At 73.1% G+C, this 24,511-nt stretch carries 9 protein-coding genes; 2 read left to right on the forward strand and 7 right to left on the reverse strand.

Annotated elements, in window-relative coordinates; translation table 11 throughout:
* Nucleotides 1–222: 222 nt before the first annotated feature.
* The 7 genes from FHS44_RS13460 to FHS44_RS13490 all read right to left on the reverse strand — a co-directional run bounded on the left by FHS44_RS13460 (nucleotide 223) and on the right by FHS44_RS13490 (nucleotide 22,323).
* The gene (locus FHS44_RS13460) at nucleotides 223–1,899 is read right to left on the reverse strand and encodes an ABC transporter ATP-binding protein (protein WP_184714302.1); all 1,677 of its coding nucleotides are present in this window, start codon (nucleotides 1,897–1,899) and stop codon (nucleotides 223–225) included.
* Nucleotides 1,892–3,547 carry an ABC transporter ATP-binding protein gene (locus FHS44_RS13465; protein ID WP_221460681.1) on the reverse strand — a complete coding sequence of 552 codons (1,656 nt, stop codon included), beginning with the start codon at nucleotides 3,545–3,547 and terminating at the stop codon, nucleotides 1,892–1,894. The genes FHS44_RS13460 and FHS44_RS13465 overlap by 8 nt, the downstream gene beginning before the upstream one ends.
* 2 nt (nucleotides 3,548–3,549) lie before the next feature.
* Nucleotides 3,550–3,759 carry an MbtH family protein gene (locus FHS44_RS13470; RefSeq protein ID WP_184714303.1) on the reverse strand — a complete coding sequence of 70 codons (210 nt, stop codon included), beginning with the start codon at nucleotides 3,757–3,759 and terminating at the stop codon, nucleotides 3,550–3,552.
* Entirely contained in the window at nucleotides 3,756–19,163 is a 15,408-nt protein-coding gene (locus tag FHS44_RS40955; RefSeq protein WP_184714304.1) for a non-ribosomal peptide synthetase, read from the reverse strand. Before FHS44_RS40955 ends, FHS44_RS13470 begins: the two co-directional genes overlap by 4 nt.
* Nucleotides 19,164–19,241: 78 nt before the next feature.
* Nucleotides 19,242–20,702: a tryptophan 7-halogenase gene (locus FHS44_RS13480; RefSeq protein ID WP_184714305.1), complete on the reverse strand. Its 1,461-nt coding sequence runs from the start codon at nucleotides 20,700–20,702 to the stop codon at nucleotides 19,242–19,244.
* Entirely contained in the window at nucleotides 20,699–20,941 is a 243-nt protein-coding gene (locus tag FHS44_RS13485) for a phosphopantetheine-binding protein (RefSeq protein WP_184714306.1), read from the reverse strand. The genes FHS44_RS13480 and FHS44_RS13485 overlap by 4 nt, the downstream gene beginning before the upstream one ends.
* A gap of 41 nt (nucleotides 20,942–20,982) precedes the next feature.
* The gene (locus FHS44_RS13490) at nucleotides 20,983–22,323 is read right to left on the reverse strand and encodes a lysine N(6)-hydroxylase/L-ornithine N(5)-oxygenase family protein (protein ID WP_184714307.1); all 1,341 of its coding nucleotides are present in this window, start codon (nucleotides 22,321–22,323) and stop codon (nucleotides 20,983–20,985) included.
* 257 nt (nucleotides 22,324–22,580) lie between these two features.
* Here FHS44_RS13490 and FHS44_RS13495 point away from each other — a divergent pair, with 257 nt between their 5' ends.
* Complete coding sequence (locus FHS44_RS13495) at nucleotides 22,581–23,330, forward strand: 2,3-dihydro-2,3-dihydroxybenzoate dehydrogenase (RefSeq protein WP_184714308.1); 750 nt, start codon at nucleotides 22,581–22,583, stop codon at nucleotides 23,328–23,330.
* A gap of 21 nt (nucleotides 23,331–23,351) precedes the next feature.
* Nucleotides 23,352–24,500, forward strand: a complete 1,149-nt coding sequence (locus FHS44_RS13500) for an isochorismate synthase (RefSeq protein WP_184714309.1) — start codon at nucleotides 23,352–23,354, stop codon at nucleotides 24,498–24,500.
* Nucleotides 24,501–24,511: the final 11 nt, after the last annotated feature.

A 24,511-nucleotide genomic window follows, 5' to 3' on the forward strand; every position in this document is an offset into this window, starting at 1 on the left:
CTAAGTAAAGAGATAGGTTTCCGTCACGTCAAGTCGACGACGGAGCCCGGGCTTCGACGGTTCCCCACCGGAACATCCCGTGGGAGACCGAAAACGTTCCACAAAAAGTGGATATAACCGGCATGCCCGGGTACCCGCGCGTCCGTCCCGGCCCTCACGGAGTACCGCGAGGGCCGGGACGGTGTGACGACGGGCGGGGCACCCGGGCATGGGCGGCCCCGGTCAGTTGTCGTACCGGGGGTCGAGGGCGCCGTCGCGCAGTCCGACGAGCCGGGGCAGCAGCTCAATGGTCGCGGGGCGGTGGGCGATGACGATGAGCGCGCGCTCGTCGTGCAGCCGGGCGAGCGCGGTCTCCAGGCTGCGGGCGGTGACCGGGTCCACGTCGGCGGTCGCCTCGTCGAGGATGAGCACGGCCGGGTCGGCCAGCACGGCCCTGACCAGCCCGAGGATCTGCCTCTCCCCCGCCGAAAGCTCCCCGGCCGGGGTGTCCAGGCCCTGCGGCAGCCCCCGCAGGAACGCGCCGATCCCCAGGGTCTCGAAGGCCTTCTCCATCTCGGCCTGTCCCGGCTCGCCCCTGGCGAGGGCCAGGTTGTCGGCGATCGAGCCGGAGACCATGTGGACCTCCTGCGGCACGAGCGCGATGCGTCTGCGCACCTCCTCGGGGGAGGCCTCGCCGAGATCGACGCCGCCGAAGGTGACCCGTCCCGAGTCGGGCCGGTAGAGACCGCACAGGAGCTTGGACAGGGTCGTCTTGCCCGAGCCGGTCTCCCCGACGAGCCCGGCGTGGGCGTTCTCGGCGAAGCGCACCGAGACCCCGCGGAGCACCTCGGTCTCGTCCTCGTAGCGGAAGGTGACCTCCTCGGCCAGCAGCTCCCCCCTCGGGGGCAGCGGCCGGTTCCCGCTGGGCTCGGGGGCGCCCGCGGTCAGCAGGTCGAGCAGGCGGGCCAGCCCGGCCCGCACGGTCTGCACCTCCCCGGCGAGCTGGGACAGGTCGCCGAAGCCCTCGAACAGGTTGCGCCCGGCCAGCACGAAGACGACGGCGGTCGCGACGCTCAGGTGCCCTCCCACGGCCAGCCACGCGCCGAAGGCGAGGAGTACGGCCATCGCTGCCCCCTCGACCAGGCTGATCGCGCCGATCCTGTTCTCCACGACGACCGTGCGCCGCTGGGTGAGGAGGGTGGCCAGGTTGTCCCGGTCGAAGCGGGCGAACCAGGCGGACATGCCCCCCGCGGCGCGCAGTTCCTCACGGGCGTCGAGGGTCTCGGTGAAGGTGCCCGCCATGGTCGCCTCGGCCCCGGCGTGCGCGCCGAACGCGGAGCCCGCGTCCTTGGCGAACCACCGGGTGACCAGCAGCGCCGGGGGCAGGAAGACCGCGATGATCACGAGGGTCAGCGGCCAGGAGTAGCCGAGCAGCATGACGGTGGTGAAGGCCAGCGTCGCGGTGACGCCGAGCAGGTTCGGCAGCGCGGTGCGGACGAACATGGACAGCTCGGCGATCTCCCCGGTGGCGCGCTGCAGCAGCGAGCCGTCCCGGTGCGCCTCGATGAAGCGCAGCGGCGCGTCGGTGAGCCGTTCCGCGGCGCGTTCGCGCAGGCTCCTGGTGACCTGCTCGCCCGCGCCCGCCAGCGTGGTCGCGGCGAACCTGGCCAGCAGCGCCTGCGTCACGACGAGCCCGGCCAGCAGCGCGATGGCCGTGAGCAGCCGGTCGCGGTCGCGGGCGAGCAGCGCGTCGGTGGCCAGGCCGATGAACGGCGCCAGGGCCACCAGCGAGGCGCTCTCGGCCAGGCTGAGCAGCAGCGCGAGCCCGATCCTGCCCGAGTGCGGCCGCAGGTACGGCCAGGCACGCCGCAGCAGCCTTTTGGTCGGCGGGTCGTCGGTCAGCATGACGATCTCAGCCATGGGAGACCTCCGCTCCTGTGAGGTCGAGCACGCGGTCGGCGGCGTCGGCGACCGCGGCCCTGTGGGTCACGAAGACGACGGCGGTCCGCGGCGACCAGCGGCGCAGCCGGTCCAGGACATGCGCCTCCGTCGTCTCGTCGAGGGCGGAGGTGACGTCGTCGAGCAGCAGCACGGCCGGGCGGCCGAGCAGGGCGCGGGCGAGCGCGAGCCGTTTCACCTGCCCACCGGACAGGGCGCCGCCGCGCTCGCCGACCTCGGCGTCGAGGGGCAGGTCGATGGCGGCGGTGTGGCAGGCGGCGCGCAGGTCCTCGTCGTCCAGATCACGGCCGAGCCGTAGGTTGTCGGCGACGGTCCCGGAGACCAGGACGGGCCGCTGGGAGACCAGGACCAGGCTGCGGGCCACCTCGTCCTGGTCGGCGGCGCGCAGATCGACCCCGCCGTAGGAGACGGTCCCCTCCGAGGGGTCGGCGCGACGGCACAGCAGCCGCAGCAGCGTCGACTTGCCCGAGCCGCTCGGGCCGGTGACGGCCAGCAGCTCGCCGGGCCGTACCGACAGGGAGAGCGGGCCGAGCACCCGCCGCCCGTCGCGGTCGAACGTCACGTCCTCGCAGGTGAGCGTGGCGTTCTCGGGCAACGGCAGGGGGTCGTCCGGCTGGTCGAGTGCCGGGCGCAGCGCGAGGACCTCGGCGATGCGGCGGGCGGCGACGACGGCCTGTCCCCGGTCGGCGAAGCGCTCGACGGCCACGCTGACGGCCAGGGTGAGCGTCACCATCCACGAGACGAACGCGACGAGGCCGCCGACGGTGAGGTCTCCGGACAGCACCGCCATGCCGCCGAAGGCGATCCCGGCGACCACCGCCAGGCGCGGGATCATCGGGCCCAGCGCCGACCAGGTCGCCGAGATGCGGGCGGCGCGCATGGTCGCCTCGGTGACGCGGGCGCTGTGCGTGTGGTGGCGGCCGAGCAGGACGTCGGCGCCGCCGAGGCCGCGCAGCGCGCCGCCCACGGTCAGCAGGTCCGCGACGGCGTCGGCGCGGGAGGAGTGGGCGTCGGACAGTTCGGCGAGCGCGGGCTCGAACCTGCGCGGGAACACCACGTTGACCAGGACCAGCGGCGGGATCATGGCGAGCGTCACGTACAGCAGGACGGGTTCGAGCGAGGCCAGGGCGGGCAGCACGACCACGAACGTGGTGGCGATGACCGCCCAGGTGGTCAGCCCGTGCACCCAGATGCGCACCAGGTCCACGTCGCGGGTCACGCGCATGGCCAGGTCGCCCCGGCCGCCCTGCCCGGCCTGGTCGTCGTCGCCGAGCGTGGCGACGTGCCGGACGAGCCGGTGACGCAGGCCGACGCCGACGCGGGCGTCGGCCATGTTCGCCCACCACTGCCAGCCGACCAGCCCGGCCCACTGAATGGCGGCGACGACGAGGACGGCCAGCGCCCAGAAGATCGTGACCCGGAGGTCGGAGCGGGCGATGCCGTCGTCGACGGCGCGCTGCACGCACCAGGGGATGGCCAGCAGCGCGACCTGCCTGACGACGGACGCCGTCACGGCGGCGACCAGGGTGCGCCACTGCGCCATCATGCACTGGCGCAGCAGCGAGGTGGGCCGCCGGGAAGGAGACGAGGAGGGATCGGGGACGGGCAAGCTCAGCCGCCCATCTCTGCGACGAGGCTCAGCGGGCGCATGTCGGTCCAGTTGGCCTCGATGTAGGCCAGGCAGTCGGCGCGGGAGGCCGGGCCGTGGACGCCGTCCCAGCCGCCGGGAACGTCGGCGAAGGCGGGCCACAGCGAGTACTGCCCCTCGGCGTTCACCAGCACCAGGTAGCGGGCGTCGGCGTCTTCGAAGGGATTGGTCATCTGGGGGTCTCCTGTGAGGGTGTTGCGGTCTGGATCTCGTTGAGCGCGCGGTTCACGATGGGGCCGATCACGGTGAGCGCCTTCGGGGTGAGCAGTTCCGCGTGGGTGAAGTCCACGTCGTGGTTGACGATCCTGCCGTCCACGTGGGCCGCCCACTGCAGGTGGTCGCCGGTCTCCACGCGGTCCTTCGTCGCGGTGACGACGAGCAGGTCGCCGTCGTAGCGGGCGTAGTCCGCGCCGAGCAGCAGCCCCATGCAGGCGCGGTGGACTGTCGCGATGGCCCGCACGGTCGCGTCGTCGAAGTCGGCGAGCACGCCCGCCGACTCGCGCAGCCCCTGCAGGAACTCCTCGGTCTCGGCCCGGCTGAGCTCGTCCAGTTCTTCTGAGGTACGGCTCGGCTCCTCCCCGGTGTCCATGGGGAAGGTGTCGAGCACGCCGAGGAAGGCGACCTCCTCGCCCCGCTCGCGCAGCGCCGTCGCGATCGCGTAGGCGACCTGTCCGCCGAAGGACCAGCCGAACAGGTGGTACGGCCCGGCGGGCTGGACGGCGGCGATCCGGTCGGCGTAGGCCCGGCCGAGGTCGCGGATGGTCTCCGGGGAGAAGTCCTCCCCGCTCAGCTGGGGCGCCTGGATGCCGTACAGCGGCCTGCGCGAATCGAGGTGCGGCAGCAGCCCGCCGTACAGCCAGGCGAATCCGGCGGGCGGGTGCGCGCAGAACAGCGGCGGCAGGTCGCCGGTCGTCCGCAGCGGCAGGATCACCTCGAATCCGCCCGGCGCTCCCCCCGCCAGCCGTACGGCCAGCTCGGCGGGGGTCGGGGCGGCCATGACGGTGGCCAGCTTGAGCGGGGTCCCCAGCTCGGCCCTGATCCTCGCGGCGAGCCGCATGGCCAGCAGCGAGTGCCCGCCGAGTTCGAAGAAGCTGTCGTCGATGCCGACCCTGGGCAGGCCGAGCACCTCGGCGAAGACCCGGCACAGCGTGGCCTCGCGCTCGTCGCGCGGCTCCCTTGAGGAGACGGCGGAGGCGAAGTCCGGCGCGGGCAGCGCGCGGCGGTCGAGCTTGCCGTTGATGGTCAGCGGCAGCGCCTCCAGGGTGACGAACGCCGAGGGCACCATGTAGCTCGGCAGTTGTTCCCGCAGGGCCGCCGCGAGGTCGCCGGGGCCGTCCCCGGCAGGCACGACGTAGGCGACCAGGCGGGTGACCGGCCCAGGCTGGGCGATGACCGCGACCTGGGCGACGCCGGGTTCGGCGGCGATGACGGCCTCGATCTCGCCGGGTTCGACCCGGAAACCACGGATCTTCACCTGGTCGTCTGCCCTGCCGAGGAAGTCGAGGTTGCCGTCGCCGCGCCAGCGCACGACGTCGCCGGTGCGGTACATGCGCTCGCCGTCCCTGAAGGGGTCGGCGACGAAGCGCTCCGCGGTCAGGGCGGGCCTGCCGAGGTAGCCGCGGGCAAGGCCGATGCCGGAGACGTACAGCTCGCCCGCGACGCCGACGGGGACCGGGCGCAGCCGGTCGTCCAGCACGTAGACGCGGGTGTTCCAGATCGGGCGGCCGACGATGGGGGTGACGCTGTCGCCGGTGCCGCCGCCGAGGGTGTTGATGGTGTACTCGGTCGGGCCGTACAGGTTGTAGCCGAGTGTCCCCTCGGTGGTGCGCAGCGTCTCCCACAGGGCGTGGCCGACGGCCTCGCCACCGAGCAGCACCAGCGGCGGCACGTGTCCTTCGAGCAGGCCGTGTTCGACGAGCTGCTGGGCGTAGGACGGGGTGACGTTCACGACGTCGACGAGGTGGTCGGCGCAGTAGGTGGTGAGCGACTGCGCGTCGCGGCGCATCTCCTCGTCGAGAACGTGCACCTCGTGTCCCTCGACCAGCCACAGCAGTTCCTCCCACGACATGTCGAAGGAGAAGGAGACGGTGTGCGCGATGCGCAGCCGCCGTCCCGCCGAGGCGACGACCGGGTCGAAGATCTCGCTGCGGTGGTTGAACTGCATGTTGGTCAGGCCCGCGTAGGGCACGACGACGCCCTTCGGCTGCCCGGTGGAGCCGGAGGTGTAGATGACGTAGGCCGGGTGGCTCAGCGGGAAGTCGAGGCCCAGGTCGTCGCCGGACAGCTCGTCCAGGCCCTCCAGGTCGCCGGGGCGCAGCACGCACACCGGGGCGGCGTCGGTGATCATGTGCTCGATCCGGTCGGCCGGGTAGTCCAGGTCGAGCGGCAGGTAGGCGGCGCCGGTCTTGAGCACCGCGAACAGCGCGGCCACCATGTCGGCCGAGCGCGGCAGCGCCAGCCCGACGATCCGCTCCGGTCCGGCGCCCCTGCTGACGAGCATCCTCGCGACGCGGTTGGCGCGGGCGTTGAGCTCGGCGTAGGTGTGGCGTGTCTGACCGAAGACCAGCGCGACGGCGTCCGGGGTACGGGCCGCCTGCTCCTCAAGGAGACGGGCGACGGTCTTGTCGGGCAGCGGGTGGTCGGTGGCGTTCCATTCCTGGAGCACCAGGCGCCGCTCGTCGGGCCCGAGCGGGTCGAGACGGCCTACGGGCACCGTCAGATCCCCGGCGATCTGTTCGAGCAGGCGGGTGAAGCGGGCGAGCATCGCCTCGGCGAGCGGCCTGTCGAACACGTCGGGCCGGTAGGCCAGCGACACCTTCAACCGCTCGTCGGGGGTGACGACGAGGGTCAGCGGGTAGTGGGTGCCGTCCACGCTGTCCATCTCGGCGATGCCGTACGAGGCGGTGATCCGCTGGCGCTCGTCCTCGTCGTCGCCGAAGTTGCGCAGCACGTACAGGGTGTCGAAGAGCTGGCCGAGGCCCGCCGCCCGCTGGATCTCGCCGAGCCCGAGGTGCTCGTGGGCCAGTACGGCTGACCGCCCGCGCTGCAGGCGGGTGAGCAGGGCCAGGAGGGTCTCGTCGGCGTCGAGGGTGACGCGCACGGGGACGGTGTTGAGGAACAGGCCGATGGTGGACTCGACGCCGGGGATCTCGGCGGGCCGTCCGGAGACGGTGCTGCCGAACACGACGTCGGAGCGGCCGGTGACCCCGGCCAGGACCATGCCCCAGGCCGCGGTCAGCAGCGTGCTGAGCGTCAGGCCGTGCCGTCTGGCCTGGGCCACCAGGCTCGGCCCGAACCCGTCGGGCAGTTCGGCCATGACGGCCTCGGGCACGACGGCGGTCAGCTCGCCCCCGGTCGGGGCCAGCAGGGTCGGCTCGGCGAGCCCGGCCAGGGCCTGCTTCCAGGCCTCGAACGCGGCGTCGGTGTCCTGTCGTGACAGCCAGGCCAGGTAGTCGCGGTAGGGGGTGACCCGCTCTGGCTCGCGCCCGTCGTACAGGTCGAACAGCTCCCGCAGGAACAGCCCCTCCGACCAGCCGTCCCACAGGATGTGGTGGTGGATCATGACCAGCAGGTGGTGCTCCGGGGCCAGCCTGACCAGGGTGAAGCGCACCAGCGGCGGATCGGTCAGGTCGAAGCGCGCGGCGCGGTCCTCGGTGAGGATCCGCGCGACCGCGTCCCGCTGTGCCGGGTCGGGCAGGAAGGCGAGGTCGATGCCGTCGGCGTGCGCCTCCTCCCCTTCGAGGGGCCGTCCCGCGAGGCCGGTCAGGTCGATCTCGGTCAGCGGCAGCTCCGCCGCCCCGGGCACGAACTGGACGGCCCGGTCGAGGCCGTCGTACCTGAACCCGGCCAGCAGGTTGGGGTGGCGGGCGGTCAGCAGCCGCCAGGCCTCGCGCAGCCGATCGGCGTCCATCGGGCGGCGCAGTTCGAGGAAGTTCTGCACCGTGTAGACGTCGAGCGCGCCCTCGTCCACGCTGGCGTGGAACAGCAGGCCCTCCTGCAGCGGCGCGAGCGGCAGCACGTCGGTCGTGCCCGGGGGCAGCTCGTCGATCTGCTCCTGGGTGAGGGAGACCAGCGGCAGGTCGGAGGGGGTCAGCGCGTCGTCGAGGGCGCCGGGGGCGCCCAGCTCGGCCAGCGCCGCCGCCCAGCGTCCCGCCAGGCCGCTCAGCTCCTCGCCGCCGAGGGCGGCCGAGGTCCAGGTGACCCGCAGCTGCGGGCCCTCCGGCCTGTCGTGGGTGACGGCGTCCACCTCCAGCCCGTACGGCGAGGCGCCGGGCCCGGTGTCGGGGAGCGCCTCGTCGGCGATGCCCCAGTCCTCGGCGCCGCCGACGCCGAACCTGCCCAGGTAGTTGAACAGGATCTCCGGACGGGGTGAGGCGGCGAGGAAGGCGGCCGTCTGCGGGTTGAGGTGGCGCAGCAGGCCGTAGCCGAGGCCGCCGTCGGGCACCGCGGCCAACTGTTCCCTGATCCGCTTGAACGCCGCGACCGTGCTGACGGTGTTCCCCGGGTCGAGGCGCACCGGGTGGACGGCGGTCAGCCAGCCGGCGGTGCGCGACAGGTCGAGTTCGTCGTGCTCGCGGCCGTGTCCTTCGAGATCGACCAGGGTGGGGCCGTCGCCGGGCAGGGCGAGGGCGAGGGCGGTGAGCAGCAGCGCGTTCATCCCGCCCCTGGCGGACAGCAGGCTCCGGGTGAGCGCGGTGTCCAGGACGGTCTCGTGCACGACGGGAACCGTACCGGGCGCCGGGGGAACCGCCGTGAGGCGGGTGGCGCCGGGGGCGACGGTGGCCAGCCAGTGGTCGAGTTCGGCGAGCCTGCGGGGGGCGTTGGCCTCCTCGCTCAGCCGCCGTGACCAGCGGCGCAGCGAGACCGGGACGGGGGCCGGGTCGCGGCCCTCGACGGCGGCGGCCAGGTCGGGCAGCAGGAAGCGCCAGGAGACGCCGTCAACGACGAGGTGGTGGGCGACGACGAGCAGGCGTCCCGGCTCCTCGCCGAGGTCGAACCAGACGGCCTGGACGACCGCGCCGGTCGCCGGGTCGAGCCGTCCGACGGCGGCGCGGTACTCGGCGTCGAGGTCGGCCAGGCCGGTGACCCGGCGCACCTCGACGGGGACCGCCTCCTGGGCGATCTCCGCCGACCAGATCGCGGGGTGCGGCCTGGCCAGGCGCAGCCGCAGCGCGTCGTGGCGGCGCGCGAGGGCGTCGAAGGCTGCGGTGATCCGCTCGACGCCGAGCGCGGGCGGCACCCGCAGCAGCCTGGCCTGGTGCACGTCCTCGACCGGGACGCCCTGCTCGCGCAGCCAGTGCATGACCGGCAGCAGCGGCAGCGGACCGGCCGCCTCCTCCGCAGGTTCTGCGGCCCCCGTGGTGCTGGCGGGCTCGGCGGACCTGGCGACGGCGGCGAGCCCGGCGACGGTCGGGTGTTCGAAGACGTCCTTCGCGGTGATCGTCAGCCCGGCGGCGCGGGCCCTGGCGACCAGGGTGATGGACATGATGCTGTCGCCGCCGAGGCCGAAGAAGTCCTCGTCCACGCCGACCGTGCCCAGGCCGAGGACCTCGGCGAAGGCGGCGGTCAGGGCGTCCTCCCCCGGCCTGCCCGGCCTGGTGACGGCGGGTGCCTCCGGGGCGGCGGGGACGGGCAGCGCGCGGCGGTCGAGCTTGCCGTTGACCGAGAGCGGCAGCGCGTCGATCGGCACGATCACCGAGGGCACGAGCTGGCCGGGGACCCGCGAGGCCAGCTCGGCGCGCAGCGCGGCCGGGTCGGTCGCGGCCTCCGGGGCGCCGACGACGTAGCCGATCAGGCGGCCCTCGACGGCGAGCGCGGCGGCCTGCCGTACGCCGGGAAGGGCGCGCAGCGCGGCCTCGACCTCGCCGAGCTCGACCCGCTGGCCGCGGATCTTCACCTGGTCGTCGGTGCGGCCGAGGAACTCGACGGTGCCGTCGGGACGCCAGCGGGCCAGATCGCCGGTGCGGTACATGCGCTCGCCGTGCTTGAACGGGTCGGCGACGAACCGCTCAGCGGTCAGGCCTGGCCGGTTCAGGTAGCCACGGGCGAGCTGGACCCCCGACAGGTAGAACTCGCCGGGGACGCCGACCGGCACCGGGCGCAGCGCGGCGTCGAGCACGTAGGTCTCGGTGTTCCACACCGGGCGGCCGATCGGGACCGTGGAGATGCCGGGATCGCCGGTGTACTCCTGGTAGGTGACGTCCACGGCCGCCTCTGTCGGGCCGTACAGGTTGTGCAGCCTCGCGCCGAGCGCCCTCCTGAAGTCGGCGGCGAGGTCGGCGGGCAGCGCCTCGCCGGAGCAGACGACGTGGCGCAGGCTCACGCAGCCGGGCACGCCGGGGTCGGTCAGGAAGGCCCGCAGCATGGACGGCACGAAGTGGGCGACCGTGACGGACCGCTCCCGGATGACCTGGACGAGCCTGGCGGGGTCGCGGTGGTCGCCGGGCGCGGCCAGGACCAGGGCGGCTCCCTCCGACAGCGCCCAGAAGAACTCCCACACCGAGACGTCGAACCCGGCCGGGGTCTTCTGCAGCACCCGGTCATCGGGGGTGAGGCCGTACTCGGCCTGCATCCAGGCCAGGCGGTTGACGATGGCCCGGTGCTCGACCACGACGCCCTTGGGCCGTCCCGTCGAGCCGGAGGTGTAGATCACGTAGGCCGGGCCGCCCGGGGCCGAGGCGTCGGGGAAGGGCCGGTCGTCGCCGCCACCCGAGACGACGTCGTCGGCGGTCAGCAGCCGGACGGGCCGGGCGTCGTCGAGCATCAGCTCACGCCGCCGCGCCGGGTAGTCGGGGTCGATCGGCAGGTAGGCCGCCCCGGTCTTGAGCACGGCCAGCAGCGCGACCATCAGCTCCGCCGAGCGGGGGATGGAGATCGCGACGATCGTCTCCGGCCCGGCGCCGCCCTCGGCCAGCTCCCAGGCCAGCCGGTCGGCGCGCCGTTCCAGCTCGGCGTAGGTCAGCTCAAGCCAGCCGTCCCCCTCGGGCGCGGCCACGGCCAGGGCGTCGGGGGTACGGCGGGCCTGGGCGGCGATGCGGCGGCTGAGCGTGCCGGTTGGCACCTCGTGGCCGGTGGCGTTCCACTCCCCGGTGATCCGGTCGCGCTCGGCCGGGGACAGCACCTCGACCGCCCCCACGGTCAGCGCCGGGTCGGCCAGGACCTGGCGCAGCACGTGGACGAGCCGCTCGCCGAGCAGTTCGGCGCTCGCGTCGTCGAACAGGTCGCGGGCGTAGATGACCGACAGGTGGGTGGCCTCGCCGTCGTCAACGGCGTTGAAGGCCAGGTCGAAGCGGGCGTGCACGCTGAGGTCGGGCTCGACCTCGCCCAGCGCGACGGCGGGCTCGGCCCGGTGGTACTGGGTCATGACCTGGAACAGCGGGTGCCTGGCCAGGGACCTGGTCGGGGCGACGATGTCCACGAGCCGCTCGAACGGCAGGTCCTGGTGGGCGAGCGCGGCCAGCTCCGTCTGGCGGACCCGGCCGAGCAGCGTGTCGAACGACGGGTCGCCCGACAGGTCGGCGCGCAGCACGAGCGTGTTGACGAACAGGCCCATGACGTCGTCGAGGGCCTCGTCGGGACGGCCCGCGACGGGCACGCCGAGCGGGATGTCGTTCCCGCCGCCGAGCCTGCCGAGCAGGAGGGCGACGGCGGCCTGGAGCACCATGAAGGGGGTGGCGCCGCCGCTTCCGGCCAGCGCCGCGACGCCCCGGTGAACGTCGTCGGGCAGGCGCAGCCGTACGGTGCCGCCCCGGTGGGACGGGGTGTGCGGCCTGGGCCGGTCGTAGGGCAGCGCCAGCTCGTCGGGAATCCCGGCGAGCGCCTGCCGCCAGTGGCGTTCGTCCTCCTCGGTCGAGGCGTCCTGACGCCAGAGGGTGTAGTCGGCGTACTGCAGGACCTCGGGCCACTCCGGCTCCCGCCCGGCGAGCCTGGCCTCGTAGGCGGTGGCCAGGTCGCGCAGGAACACCCCCTCCGACCACTGGTCGCTGGCGATGTGGTGGAAGACGGCCGACAGGACGAGCCCGCCGTCGCGCAGGGTGAACAGCGTCCCGCGCAGCGGCGGCTCGGTGGGCAGGTCGAAGCCGTGGTTCTCGGCCTCGGCGAGGTCGTCGGCCAGCCGCCCGGTCGTGCTCACCATGGTCGTCAGCGGCGGCAGGGTGTCCAGCACCACCTGGTACGGCGTGCCCTCCGCGTCCGGGTAGACGGTGCGCAGGATCTCGTGGCGTCCGGCCACGTCACGCCAGGCGGCGCGCAGCGCGGCGGCGTCGGTGCCCTCCGCGAGGCGCAGGCGCAACGGGATGTTGTAGACGGGGCTCGGCCCTTCGAGGTGGTGCAGGAACCACAGCCGCCGTTGGGCGGCCGAGAGCAGCACCCGCTCGGGGCGCGCCGCCCTGGTCAGCGGGGCGCGGGAGGCGCCGCCGAGCCTGGGCATGAGCCTGGCGACGGTGCGGGCCTCGAACAGGTCCCTGATCGCCAGGCCGGTGTCGAGGGCGCGCCTGATGCGGTTGACGGCGCGGGCGGCCAGCAGCGAGTGACCGCCGAGGGCGAAGAAGTCGTCGTCGGCACCGATCGCGGGCACACCGAGCAGGTCGGCGAGCACGCCGCGGACGATCTCCTCCCGCTCGTCCCGTGCCGCGCGCCCCGCCGTACGGCTCGCACCGGGGGCGGGCAGGGCGGCGCGGTCGAGCTTGCCGTGGACGTTCATCGGCAGCGCGTCGAGGGTGACGACGGCGGGGACCATGTAGGCGGGCAGGCCGAGTTCGCCGGGATCGACCGGCCCGTCGGCGACGACGTAGGCCACGAGCCTGTCGTCCCTGACGATCACGGCGGCGCGGGAGACGCCGGGCTGTGCGACGAGCGCGGCCTCGACCTCGCCCAGTTCGATGCGGTAGCCGCGTACCTTCACCTGGTCGTCGGTGCGGCCAAGGAACTCCAGGGTGCCGTCACGGCGCCAGCGGGCCAGGTCCCCGGTGCGGTACATGCGCTCGCCGTACGTCAGGGGGTCGGCGACGAACCGCTCGGCGGTCAGCCCTGGGCGGTTCAGGTAGCCGCGGGCCAGACCGGCCCCGGCGATGTACAGCTCCCCGGGGACGCCGGGCGGCACCGGGCGCAGCCTGTGGTCGAGCACGTAGACGCGGGTGTTGGCGATGGGCCGTCCGACGACCGGCGTGGGGCTCTCGGCGAGGTCGGCGCCGAGGGTGTCCACGGTGTCCTCGGTCGGGCCGTAGTAGTTGTGCGCGATCACCCCGGGGGTCTCGCGCATCCGGCGCCACAGCGCCTCGGGTACGGCCTCGCCGCCGAGCAGCACGAGCAGGGGCCGGTGCTCCCCGTCGAGCAGGCCGCAGTCGAGGAGCTGCTCGGCGAAGGTCGGGGTGACGTCGAGGGTGTCGATGCGCCGCTCGGCGACCAGCGCGACGGTCGCCTCGGCGTCGCGGCGGGTCTCCTCGTCGAAGACGTGCAGCTCGTGGCCGCACAGCAGCCACAGCAGTTGCTCCCAGGAGGAGTCGAAGGAGAAGGACGCGGTGTGCCCGGCGCGCAGCCGCCGCCCGCCCGCCGCCTCGACCGCCTTGGCGAAGACCGTGTCGCGGTGGTCGCGGTAGAGGTTCATCAGGCCGTGGTGGGAGATCTGCACGCCCTTGGGGCGGCCGGTCGAGCCGGAGGTGTAGATGACGAAGGCCTGCTGCCTGGGGTCGCGTTCGACGACGGGGTTGGTCTCGGGGCCGTCGTCGGTCTCGGGGAGCTTGGTCAGGACCAGCACGGGACGGGCGTCGGCGAGCATGAGCCGCCGCCGCTCCTCGGGGTAGTCGAGGTCGATCGGCAGGTAGGCGCCCCCGGTCTTGAGGACGGCCAGCAGCGCGACGACCAGGTCGGCCGAGCGGGGCAGCGCGAGCGCGACCAGTGTCTCCCGCCCGGCGCCGAGCCAGGTCAGGGCGTGCGCGAGCCGGTTGACGCGCCGGTTGAGCTGGTCGAACGTCAGGGTGGTCGTGCCGGAGACCACGGCGGTCGCGTCGGGGGTCGCGGCGACCTGCGCCTCGAAGACGTCCACGACGGTCCCGGCCGGGATCTCGGCCTCGGTGGCGATCCAGTCGCCGAGGACCTGCTCGCGTTCGATCAGCACGTCGATCTCGCCGACGACGGCCTCGGCGGTGAGCTGCGCGAGCACCCGGGCGAAGCGGGCGGCCACGGCGGCGGCCTCGTCGTCGTCGAAGGCGTCGGGCCGGTACTCCAGGACGAAGCGGGGTCCGCCGCCGTCGGGGCCGAGCACCGGGTTGCCCGAGGGCAGCACGAGCAGTGTCAGCGGGTAGTGCGTGTGGCCCCGGTTGCCCGCGCCGGTCACGGTGACCTCGCCACCGGGCACGCCCTGCCCCGCCGGGTAGTTCTCGAAGACCAGCAGCGTGTCGAAGAGCGTCCCCGCCCCGGCCAGGGCCTGGATCTCGGCGAGGCCGATGTACTGGTGGTCGAGCAGCCTCGCCTGCTCCGCCTGGAGCCTGGCGAGCGCGGCGGGCGCCGCCTCCTCGGGGTCGAGCCGCACCCGGACGGGGACGGTGTTGCTGAACAGGCCGATCATGTTCTCCACGCCGTCGAGGTCGGCGGGACGGCCGGAGACGGTCGCGCCGAAGACGACGTCGTCGCGTCCGGTGAGCAGGCCGAGCAGGACGGCCCAGGCTCCCTGGACGACGGTGTTGAGGGTCAGGCCGTGCCGCCTGGCGAACGCGCCGAGCCGTTCCCCGACGTCGGCGGGCAGCTCGACGGGCACCTCGCGCGGCGGGACGGGGGCCCTGCCGGGTTCGGCTCCCCTGACAAGGGTCGGCTCGACAGGCCCGGCCAGCGCCTCGCGCCAGGCCATGGCGTCGACCTCGGTGTCCCTGCGGCCCAGCCAGGCCAGATAGTCCCGGTACGGCGGCGCGGGCTCGGCGGTTCCCGAGACCAGCTCGCGCACGATGAGCGGGGTGGACCAGCCGTCGGCCACGAGGTGATGGCCGGTCAGCAGCAGCCGGTGGTGGCCGGGGCCGAGCCGTACGAGCAGGCAGCGCAGCAGCGGCGAGCGGGTGACGTCGAAGCGGTGGGCCAGCTCGGCGCGCTCGACCTCGTCGAGAAGCTCCGGCTCGCCGGACAGGTCGATCTCCCGCCAGGGCAGCTCGGCCCGCGCGGGGATGACCTGGACGGGCCGGTCGAACCCGTCGGACAGGAAGACCGCGCGCAGGCTGTCGTGCCGGGCGAGCAGCCGTTCCATCCGCTCACGCAGCCCGTCCACCGGGCCGTGGAGCTCCAGGTGGGTCAGCGAGGTGTAGACGTCCAGCTCGTCAGTGCTCGCGTGGAAGAGCAGGCCCTCCTGCAGCGGGGACAGCGGCAGCACGTCGGCGGTGTCCCCGGGCAGGCGGTCGACCTCCCGCTGGGTGAGAGCGACCAGCGGCAGGTCGGAGGGGACGAGCGCGCCGGTGGTGGCGGCCAGCTCGTCGACGGCGGCCTCCCAGCGCGTGCCGAACACGTCCAGGTCGAGCACCCCGGGCGGGGTGGACAGGTGCACGGCCAGCGAAGGCCCCTGCGGCGTCTCGTGCAGGAAGGCGTTGACCTCAAGGGCGTACGGCGTGGGCATCGCGGGGTCGTCGGAGGCGGTGAAGGCGGCGCCCGCGGCGAAACGGCCCAGGTAGTTGAACAGGATCTGCGGCCGCGCCAGCTCGTCGAGCTGCCCGCGCAGGTGACGCAGGACCGCGTAGCCGAGCCCGCCACCGGGCACCGACCTGACGGCCTCCTTGACCCTCCTGAGCGTGTCGGCCGGGGTCGTGGCGCCGTCGAGGCGGACCCGGACGGGGTGCTCGACGGTGAACCAGCCGACGGTGCGCGACAGGTCGAGGTCGTCGAGCAGGTCGCGGCCGTGCCCCTCGGTCTGCACCAGCAGCTCGTCCCCGCCGGTCGCCCTGGCCAGGACGGCCATCAGCAGCTCGTCCATCCCGGCGCGGCAGCGCGCCGCGGCGGCAAGCAGCGGTGCGGTACGGCCCGGCGGCACGGTGACGACGGCCCGTACGGCAGTGCCGACGGTGTCGCCGGGTCCCGGCCTGCGCGCGCCGAGCCTCGGGTCGGGCCGGTCGAGCAGCCCGGTCCAGTACGGCAGTTCGCCGGAGACGTCCAGTTCGGCCACGGTCGTCGCCCAGGTGCGCAGCGAGGTGCCGACCGGTTCGAGCTGCCGTCCTTCGAGGGCGGCCCGCAGGTCGGGCAGCAGGATCCGCCAGGAGACGCCGTCCACGACGAGGTGGTGGACGGTGACGGTGAGCCGTCCCGGCTCGCGGGTGAAGGCGACCATCCGCCCGGCGGCCGGGTCGAGGTCGTCCCCGGTGTTGATGACGTCGGCCGCGGCGACCGCGCCGACAGGCCGGACGTCGAGGGTCCAGTCGGGGTTGAGGCGGGCGCGCAGCGCGTCGTGGTGGTCGAGCAGCGTCTGCACCGCCTGGCGCACCCGCTCCTCGGTCACCTCCTCGGGCAGCTCGACGGAGGCAGTGTGCTTAAAAGCAGTGTGCTTGAACGCCGTGGCCGAGCCGCCGAGGTCGCGCAGCCAGGCGACGATCGGCGTGACCGGGACGGTCCCCACCCCGTCGTCGGGGCGCGTCTGCCGTACGGTCCCCGCGGCGGCGGCCAGACCGGCGACGGTCCGCAGTTCGAAGACCTGGCGGGGCGTCACCGCGAGCCCGGCCTTGCGGGCGCGCCCGCAGACCTGGATGGAGGTGATGCTGTCGCCGCCCAGCTCGAAGAAGTTGTCGTCGATGCCCACCTCGGGCAGGCCGAGAACCTCGGCGAAGATCCCGCAGAGCGTCTCCTCGGTCGCGTCGCGCGGCGGGCGGCCCGTGGCGGTGAACTCGGGGGCGGGCAGGGCGCGCCGGTCGAGCTTGCCGTGCCCGGTCAGCGGCAGGGCCGCGAGCACGACGACGGCGGCGGGCACCATGTAGCCGGGCAGTTGCGCGGCCAGCGCCCCCCTGACCCGGGCGGCCTCAAGGCCGTCGCCGACGACGTAGCCGGTCAGCAGCCCGCCGCGCACGGCGGCCGCGGCCTGGGTGACGCCCGGCACGGCCGCGAGGGCGGCCTCGACCTCGCCCAGCTCGACCCGGTGGCCGCGGATCTTGATCTGGTCGTCGGTGCGGCCGTGGAACTCCAGGGTGCCGTCTGGCCGCCAGCGGGCCATGTCCCCGGTGCGGTACATGCGCTCGCCGAAGCGGAACGGGTCGGCGACGAACCGCTCCGCGGTCAGCCCGGGCCGGTTCAGGTAGCCACGGGCCAGGCCGCCGCCCGCGACGTACAGCTCACCGGTCACACCGGGCGGCACCGGGGCGAGGCGGGCGTCGAGCACGTAGGCCCTGGCGCCGCTGACCGGGCGGCCGACGACCGGCTCGTCGCTGTCGTCGAGCCAGGCCCACAGGGCGTCGACGGTGAACTCGGTCGGGCCGTACAGGTTGTGCGCGCGCACGCCGGGGGTCTCGCGCAGCCGCCGCCACAGCGCGGGCGGCACGGCCTCCCCGCCGAGCAGCACGAGACCGGGGTGACCTGGCCGGTCGAGCATGTCCGCGTCGGCGAGCTGCAGGCAGAAGGACGGGGAGACGTCGATGACGTCGATCCCGGTGAAGGAGGCGGGGTCGCGCCGTTCGTGCTCGTCGAGGACGACCAGCTCGTGCCCGGAGACCATCCACAGGAACGGTCCCCACGCCGAGTCGAAGGAGAAGGCGTAGGAGTGCGCGACCTTCCTGCGGGGCCCGGCGTGCAGGGTGACGCGGTGGTGTTCCCACAGGTTGGCGAGGGTGGCGTGGGTGACGGCGACGGCCTTGGGCAGGCCGGTCGAGCCGGAGGTGTAGAGCACGTACGCCAGCGAGCTGGGCCGTACGGTCACCTCGGGGAGGTCCCCGGCCCCTGTCTCGGCCACAGTCTCGGCCTCGGCCAGGGTCTGCGGGGTGACCACGAGCACCGGGTCGGCGTCGGCCAGCAGGAAGGCGCGCCGCTCCTCGGGCAGGTCGGTGGGCAGCACCAGGTGGGCGGCGCCGGACTTCAGGGCGGCGAGCTGGGCGACGATCGTGCCCGCGCCACGGGGCAGTTCGAGGGCGACGGTCCGCTCGGGAATCGCTCCCCGCCCGATCAGCAGCGCGGCCAGCCGGTCGGAGCGGGCGTCCAGCTCGGCGAAGGTGAGACCGGTGCCCAAGGACAGGTCGCGCACCGCGGCGGCCTCAGGGGTCCTGCGCGCCTGGGCGCGGAAGGCCTCCACGACGGTCGCGCCGGTGACGGGCGTCCCGGTGGCGTTCCAGCCGTCGAGGACGAGGTCGCGCTCCCGCGAGGTGATCAGCGGCAGCTCCGCGATCGGCGTCCGCGGCGCGGTGGCCAGCGCCTCGGCGAAGGCGAGGAAGCGCCGCAGATGGGCCCTGAGGGTCTCGGGCGAGCACTTGCCGGGGTTGCCGTCGAGTTCGACGACCAGCACGTCGGCGGGGCTCTTGTAGAAGGAGAACTCCAGGTCGTCCACCGGGCCCGCGGCGAGGTTGCGGGCGACGCCGTCGATCCCGGCGAAGGAGAGCGCGTAGTCGAAGGCCTTGACGTTGACCGAGGGGCCGTACAGCTTTCGTCCCGAACCGACCAGGTCGAGGTCACGCTGCAGGTCCTCGCCCCGGTAGTGCTGGTGGGCGCGGACGGCGACGATCTCGGCCGCGGCCCGCCGTACGAGGTCGGCGAAGGTCGTCTCCGGCTCGGGGGTGACCCTGACCGGCAGGACGTTGACCGCCATGCCGGGCACGCGCATCGACGCCGCGCCGAACCGTCCGGCGAACGGCATGCCGAGGACGACGTCGGGGGCGCCGGTCATCCGCCAGGTGTAGGCGGCGGTGACGGCGGTCACCGCGTCGGCCCAGGTCCCGCCGACCTCCTTGGCGACGGCGAGCAGGGCCTGCCCGGGGAACTCGGCCCGCTCGCGCAGGAAGCCGTACTCCCCGGTCCCCGGGGTGATCTCCGCGGCCTCGGGCCGGTCGGCGAAGTGCTCGCGCCACCAGTCGCGGTCCTGCTCACGGCGCCCCGAGGCGCGGTAGTCGATCTCCTGCCCGACGATCGCGCCGAGCCTCCCGAACGGGCTGTCCCCGTACGGCCTGCCCCCGGCGAGCGCCGTGTAGATCTGCGCGACCCGCCCGGCCAGCAGCGTGAAGCTGTAGCCGTCCATCAGGATGTGGTGGAAGCGCTGGTACCAGAAGTAACGCTGGGGACCGACCTCGTAGAGGACCTCGGCCAGCAGCGGCCCGGTCAGGATGTCCACCGGGTTCGCGAGGTCCGCCCGCATCGCGCGCAGCGCCTCCTCGGGGTCGCAGCGGACGACGTCGAGGTCCCAGCCGGGGGCCTCGCCGATCACCTGCCACGGCCCGTCGGGACCGTCCACGATCCGCACGTTCAGGGCCTGCGTCTCCCCGACCCCGGTCCGTACGGCCTCGCCGAACAGGTCCAGGTCGAGGGGGCCGCACAGCTCGACGTACTGGCCGACGTTGAAGCTCGGATCGGCGGGGTCGAGACGCTGGGCGTACCAGACGCCAAGCTGGGCGCCGGTCAGCGCGAGCACGTCCGCGGGCAAGGGGAACCTCTTTCTCGGATCTCGTCTTTCCATGGCGGGCCCGGGACGCGGGTACGGCCCGGGCCCGCCGAACCTGGTTCAGGCGCCGTTGAACTCGGCCCAGCCGAGACCGTCGTAGGCGGGCACGAGGCCGCCGTCGAGCAGCGGCGTCTCGGGGGTCTCCTCGCCGAGCACCCCCCTGGCCTGGATCTGGTTCATCTCCTGCATGACGTCGGTGACGACCGGGGTGCCGAACAGGTGGAACATGCGCTCACCCGACTCGGTCTGCATGGTCCCGGTGCGCTCGACCGCCTCGGCGAGGTTGCGCGAGGACAGGGCCAGTTCGCGGGAGTGCACGCCGCCGACGAGGGTGGTGAAGGCCTCCAGGTCGGTGACCTGCATGCCGGTGACCTTGCGCGCCTTCCAGAAGTAGTTGTCCTCGCTGCTCTGCATGTCGTAGAAGGCGGACAGGAACTCGTAGAAGACGGCGTACTCGCGGCGGTAGCGGCCCTCGAACTCGGCGAAGGCGCGCTCCTCGCTGAGCGCCCCGGCCAGGACGCTGTTGATGGAGCGCGCGACGAGCAGCCCGGCGTAGGTGGCCAGGTGCACGCCGGTGGAGAAGACCGGGTCGATGAAGCACGCGGCGTCGCCGACCAGGGCCATGCCCGGCCGCCAGAAGCTGCTGTTGGAGTAGGAGTAGTCCTTGCGGGTGCGGATCTCGCCGTAGACGCCCTCGGTGACGCGGGTGGCCTCCGACAGGAAGTCCTTGACGATGGCGCAGCGGCCGATCAGGTCGAGCAGCGCCTTCTCCTGGTCGCCCTGGATGCGGGCGGCGTGCTCGCGGCTGATGACGACGCCGACGCTGGTGAGGGTCTCGCTGAGCGGGATGTACCAGATCCAGCCCTCGTCGAAGGCGGCGCACAGGATGTTGCCCGCGTCGGGGCCCGGCAGGCGCTTGCCGCCCTCGAAGTAGCCGAACAGCGCGATGTTCTGGAAGAAGTCGGAGTAGTGCCGCTCGCCGCCGCCGCTCTTCCAGATGCGGCTGCGGTTGCCCGAGGCGTCCACGACCCAGTTGGCCTCGACGGTGTGCTCGGTGCCCTCCGCGTCGGTGTAGCGCACGCCGGTGACGCGGTCGCCGTCGGTGAGGACGTCGGTGACCGAGGCGTTCTCCCTGACGTCCACGCCGTTCTTGGCCGCGTTCTGCAGCAGGATGTTGTCGAACTTCATCCGCTCGACCTGGTAGGCGTAGGAGGTGGGGCCGGTCAGCTCGGGGGAGATGGCGAACAGGAAGTTCCACGGCTCGGGGTTGGTCCCCCACCGGAAGCTTCCGCCGCGCTTGAGGGTGAAGCCCGCCTTCTCCATCTCCTCGCTGACGCCGAGCAGGCGGCAGATGCCGTGCACGGTCGCCGGGAGCAGCGACTCACCGATCTGGTAGCGCGGGAAGGTCTCCTTCTCCAGGAGGACGACCCGGTGCCCGCGGCGCGCGACGAGGGTCGCGGCGGTAGAGCCGCCGGGGCCACCGCCGACGACCACGACGTCGGCGTTGTGGGTGGAGCTCATCGGTCGTTCTCCTTCATGCGGTCGCTGATCAGCTGCCACCAGGCGGTGACGGTCGGCCTCTCGGCCAGTTCGATGAACGTGGTGTTGACGCCGGCCGCGCGCCAGCGCTCGACGAGGCTCATCACACGGATCGAGTCGAGTCCGCGATCGAGCAGGTTCTCGTCGTCGGAGATCTCGGCTGGTTGTTCTGACAGGACGTCGGCGACGTCCTCCCGGACTCGCTCATGGGTCAGCGACATGGAACGACCGTTGCTTTCTCGTTCGGTGGTGAGGGGGTGGTTCAACTGAGGGCGGCCACGGACGCGGGGTCCACGCCGGGCACGCCGCTGTCACGGGTGCCGCCCGCGATCGAGCGGACGACGTCCCCCGCTCTGACGGCCACGTTGGACAGCAGGGAGGACGACAGACCGTGGGCGTACTCGGTGCCGCCCTGCAGGTAGATCCCGGCCTTGACGGACGGGTCGGTGAGGACGCGGTAGTCGGCGCCGACCAGCAGCCGTCCCTCGTCGTCGAGGCGGCAGTGCCCGGCGAGGTCGCCGAGCAGTTCGGCCGGGTCGACGGGGCGGTAGCCGGTGGCGAAGACGACGGCGTCGCAGTCGAGGACGGTGCTCGCGCCGGTCGCCAGGTGGTCCACGTGCACGCGCACGCCGTCGGTGACCTCGTCGAGGCCGACGACGCGGGAGACGTTGAGGATGCGCAGGCGCTCGCGCCCGACGACCTTCTCCTGGTAGGCGCGCCGGTAGAGCTCCTCGATGAGCTCCAGGTCGACCACGGAGTAGTTGGTGTTGGCGTGGTAGTCCAGCAGGGACCTGCGGACGTCCTCGGGGGCGGCGTGGAACTCGTCCACGGCCTCCGCGTCGAAGATCCGGTTGGCGAACGGGCTGTCGTCCGCGGGGCTGTAGCCGTACCGGGTGAAGATCGAGTAGACCTCGGCCTCGGGGTAGTTGCGGTGCAGGTGGTCGGTGACCTCGGCGGCGCTCTGTCCCGCGCCGACGACGGCGAAGCGCCGCCGGGTGAGCGGGGGCAGGTCGGCCAGCCTGGTCAGCAGGTCGGCGTTGTGCCAGACGCGTTCGGAGACGTGCACGTCCTTGGGCAGTCTCGGCCGCAGGCCGGGGGCCAGCACCAGGTTGCGGGTCCGGTCGAGGACCTCGCCGTCGTCACCGAGGACCTCGATGTGCCCGGCGTCGCCGTGGGCGTCCCAGACGGGGCGGGCGCCGCGCACCGTGGTGCCGTAGGTGACCTGGTGGGCGAAGAGCGCGGCGACCCACTCCAGGTAGTCGTTGAACTCGACCCGGGTCGGGAACAGCGTCTTGTGGTTGACGAAGTCGGCCAGCCTGCCCTTGGCGTGCAGGTAGAACAGGAAGCCGTACTCGCTGGCGGGGTTGCGAAGGGTCGCGAGGTCCTTGAGGAAGGAGACCTGCAGCGTCGCCCCTTCCAGGAGCATTCCCGGATGCCAGCCGAACCGGTCACGGCGCTCGAAGAAGGCCGCCTCCAGGGTCGTGCCCGTCGTGCTGTGCTCTCGCAACGCCACGGCCAGGGCGAGGTTGGCCGGACCGAATCCGACGCCGACCAGGTCGAGGGGCCGCCGAGACCGTGATCTCTCCGCGGGGGATTCCGACATTCCGCTCCTCGTGTCTGGGCATGGCTGAACCCCCCCTCACGAAAAAGGGCATACGTAGAGGAAGGGCTCAAAATCCACCTAAATTACTTAGGTAAGTCTTACCTAAGATCTATCCCGTCAAGAAGGACGTCAAGGGGCAATCACCTGTGAACCAGATCACATCAGGCGATACCTTGACAGATCTTGAAGGGCCATAGAAAGTAAAGTTAGGCTTACCTAAGTTTAGGCTTACCTAAGTTGATCGGTGGGGCAGAGCAATGAACGAGCCCGGTCTCTCGGGTGCCGTGGCACTCGTGACGGGTGCCGCACGAGGTATCGGGTCGGCCGTGACGGCCGCGCTCGCCCGCGCGGGAGCCGTCGTCGCCGGGATCGACCTCCTTCCCGAACCCTGGGAGGACCGGGGCGAGAAGGTGACCCGGCTGGTCGCGGACGTCACCGATCCCGCCCGGATGGAGACGGTCGTCGAGGAGGTGGAGAACCTCCTCGGCCCGATCGGCGTCCTGGTCAACGTGGCGGGCGTCCTGCGCACCGGCGCGGTGACCGACTTCGCCGAGGACGACTGGAACCGGGTGTTCGCGGTGAACACCTCGGGCGTCTTCCACACCTCACGGGCCGTCGCGCGCAGGATGGTCCCCCGCCGCTCCGGGGCGATCATCACCGTGGCGTCGAACGCCGGCGGCGTGCCCCGGATGGGAATGGCGGCCTACGCGGCCTCCAAGGCCGCCTCCGCCATGTTCACCCGCTGCCTCGGGCTCGAACTCGCCGGGTACGGCATCCGCTGCAACGTGGTCTCCCCCGGTTCGACGGAGACCGTGATGCAGGCCGGGCTCGACCGGCGCGCCGTGCTTGAGGGCGACCCGGCCACCTTCAGGGTCGGCATCCCGCTCGGCCGGGTCGCCGACCCCGCCGACATCGCGGACGCCGTGACCTTCCTCGCCTCCGACCGCGCACGGCACATCACCATGCAGGACCTGTACGTGGACGGCGGCGCCACGCTGCGAGCCTGACTTCTGTAGGAAAGGCTAGTTTTGAGCATCGCATACGAGGCGGTCACCGCCTCCGAGCTGCTGCACGGGTACCGTCCCGGGCTCTCCTCTCTCTTCTCCTCCCCCCAGCACACGCTGCTGGGCCAGGGGTGCGCCGACGTGGTGCCTCCCGCGGCGACGCTGCGCGAGCTGACGGACCGCGTGCGGGAGCGGGCGAGCCTCGTCGTGGGCGCCATCCCGTTCGACGAGCCGGGCGCGGCGCACCTCGTCACGCCCGAACGGGCCCGCTGGGCCGACCCGTTCGTCCCCGACGACCCGCCGGAGGCGGAACCCGGCGATCCCTGGCAGATCGTCGCGGTCCCCAGCCCTGCCGACCACCGCAAGGGGGTACGGCGCGCCCTCGACCTCCTGGAGAGGGGCGCCCTGGACAAGATCGTCCTCGCCCGCTCCCTTGAGCTGACCCGCTCCGAGCCGGTCGACGTCGTGACGATGGTGCGCCGCCTGGCGGGCCGCGACCCGCACGGCCACATCTTCGCGGTGCCGCTGCCCGGCGAAAGGACCCTGGTCGGCGCGAGCCCCGAGCTGCTGGTCTCCCGTAGCGGACCGGCCGTGGTCGCCAACCCCCTGGCGGGCTCCGCGCCGCGCAGCGCCGACCCCGAGGAGGACCGCCGCCGCGCGGCGGCCCTGCTCTGCTCCGCCAAGGACCAGCGGGAGCACGCCGTCGTCGTCGAGGCTGTCGCCGAGGCGCTCGCCCCGCACTGCCGCGCGCTCAGCGTGCCCGCCGAGCCCTCGCTTGTCTGCACCGCCACCATGTGGCACCTGTCCACCAGGGTCACCGGCCGCCTGACCGACCCGGCGACGACCTCGCTCGACCTGGCCGTGGCGCTGCACCCGACCCCGGCCGTCTGCGGCACGCCCACCCCGGCGGCCCGCGCGGCCATCGCCGACATCGAGCCGTTCGACCGCGGCTTCTACACCGGCATGGTCGGCTGGTGCGACGCCTCGGGCGACGGCGAGTGGGCCGTCACCATCCGCTGCGCCGAGGTGTCACGGACCGGGGTCCGCCTGTTCGCCGGTGGCGGGATCGTCGCGGGCTCGGTCCCCGAGGCCGAACTCGACGAGACCTCCGCGAAGTTCCGCACCCTCCTGCACGCCCTCGGCCTCGGCGCGCAGGATTCTGCCCACGACTGACAGGAATTTCC

Source organism: Streptosporangium saharense, from assembly GCF_014203715.1.
In the GTDB taxonomy this organism is placed as follows: domain Bacteria; phylum Actinomycetota; class Actinomycetes; order Streptosporangiales; family Streptosporangiaceae; genus Streptosporangium; species Streptosporangium saharense.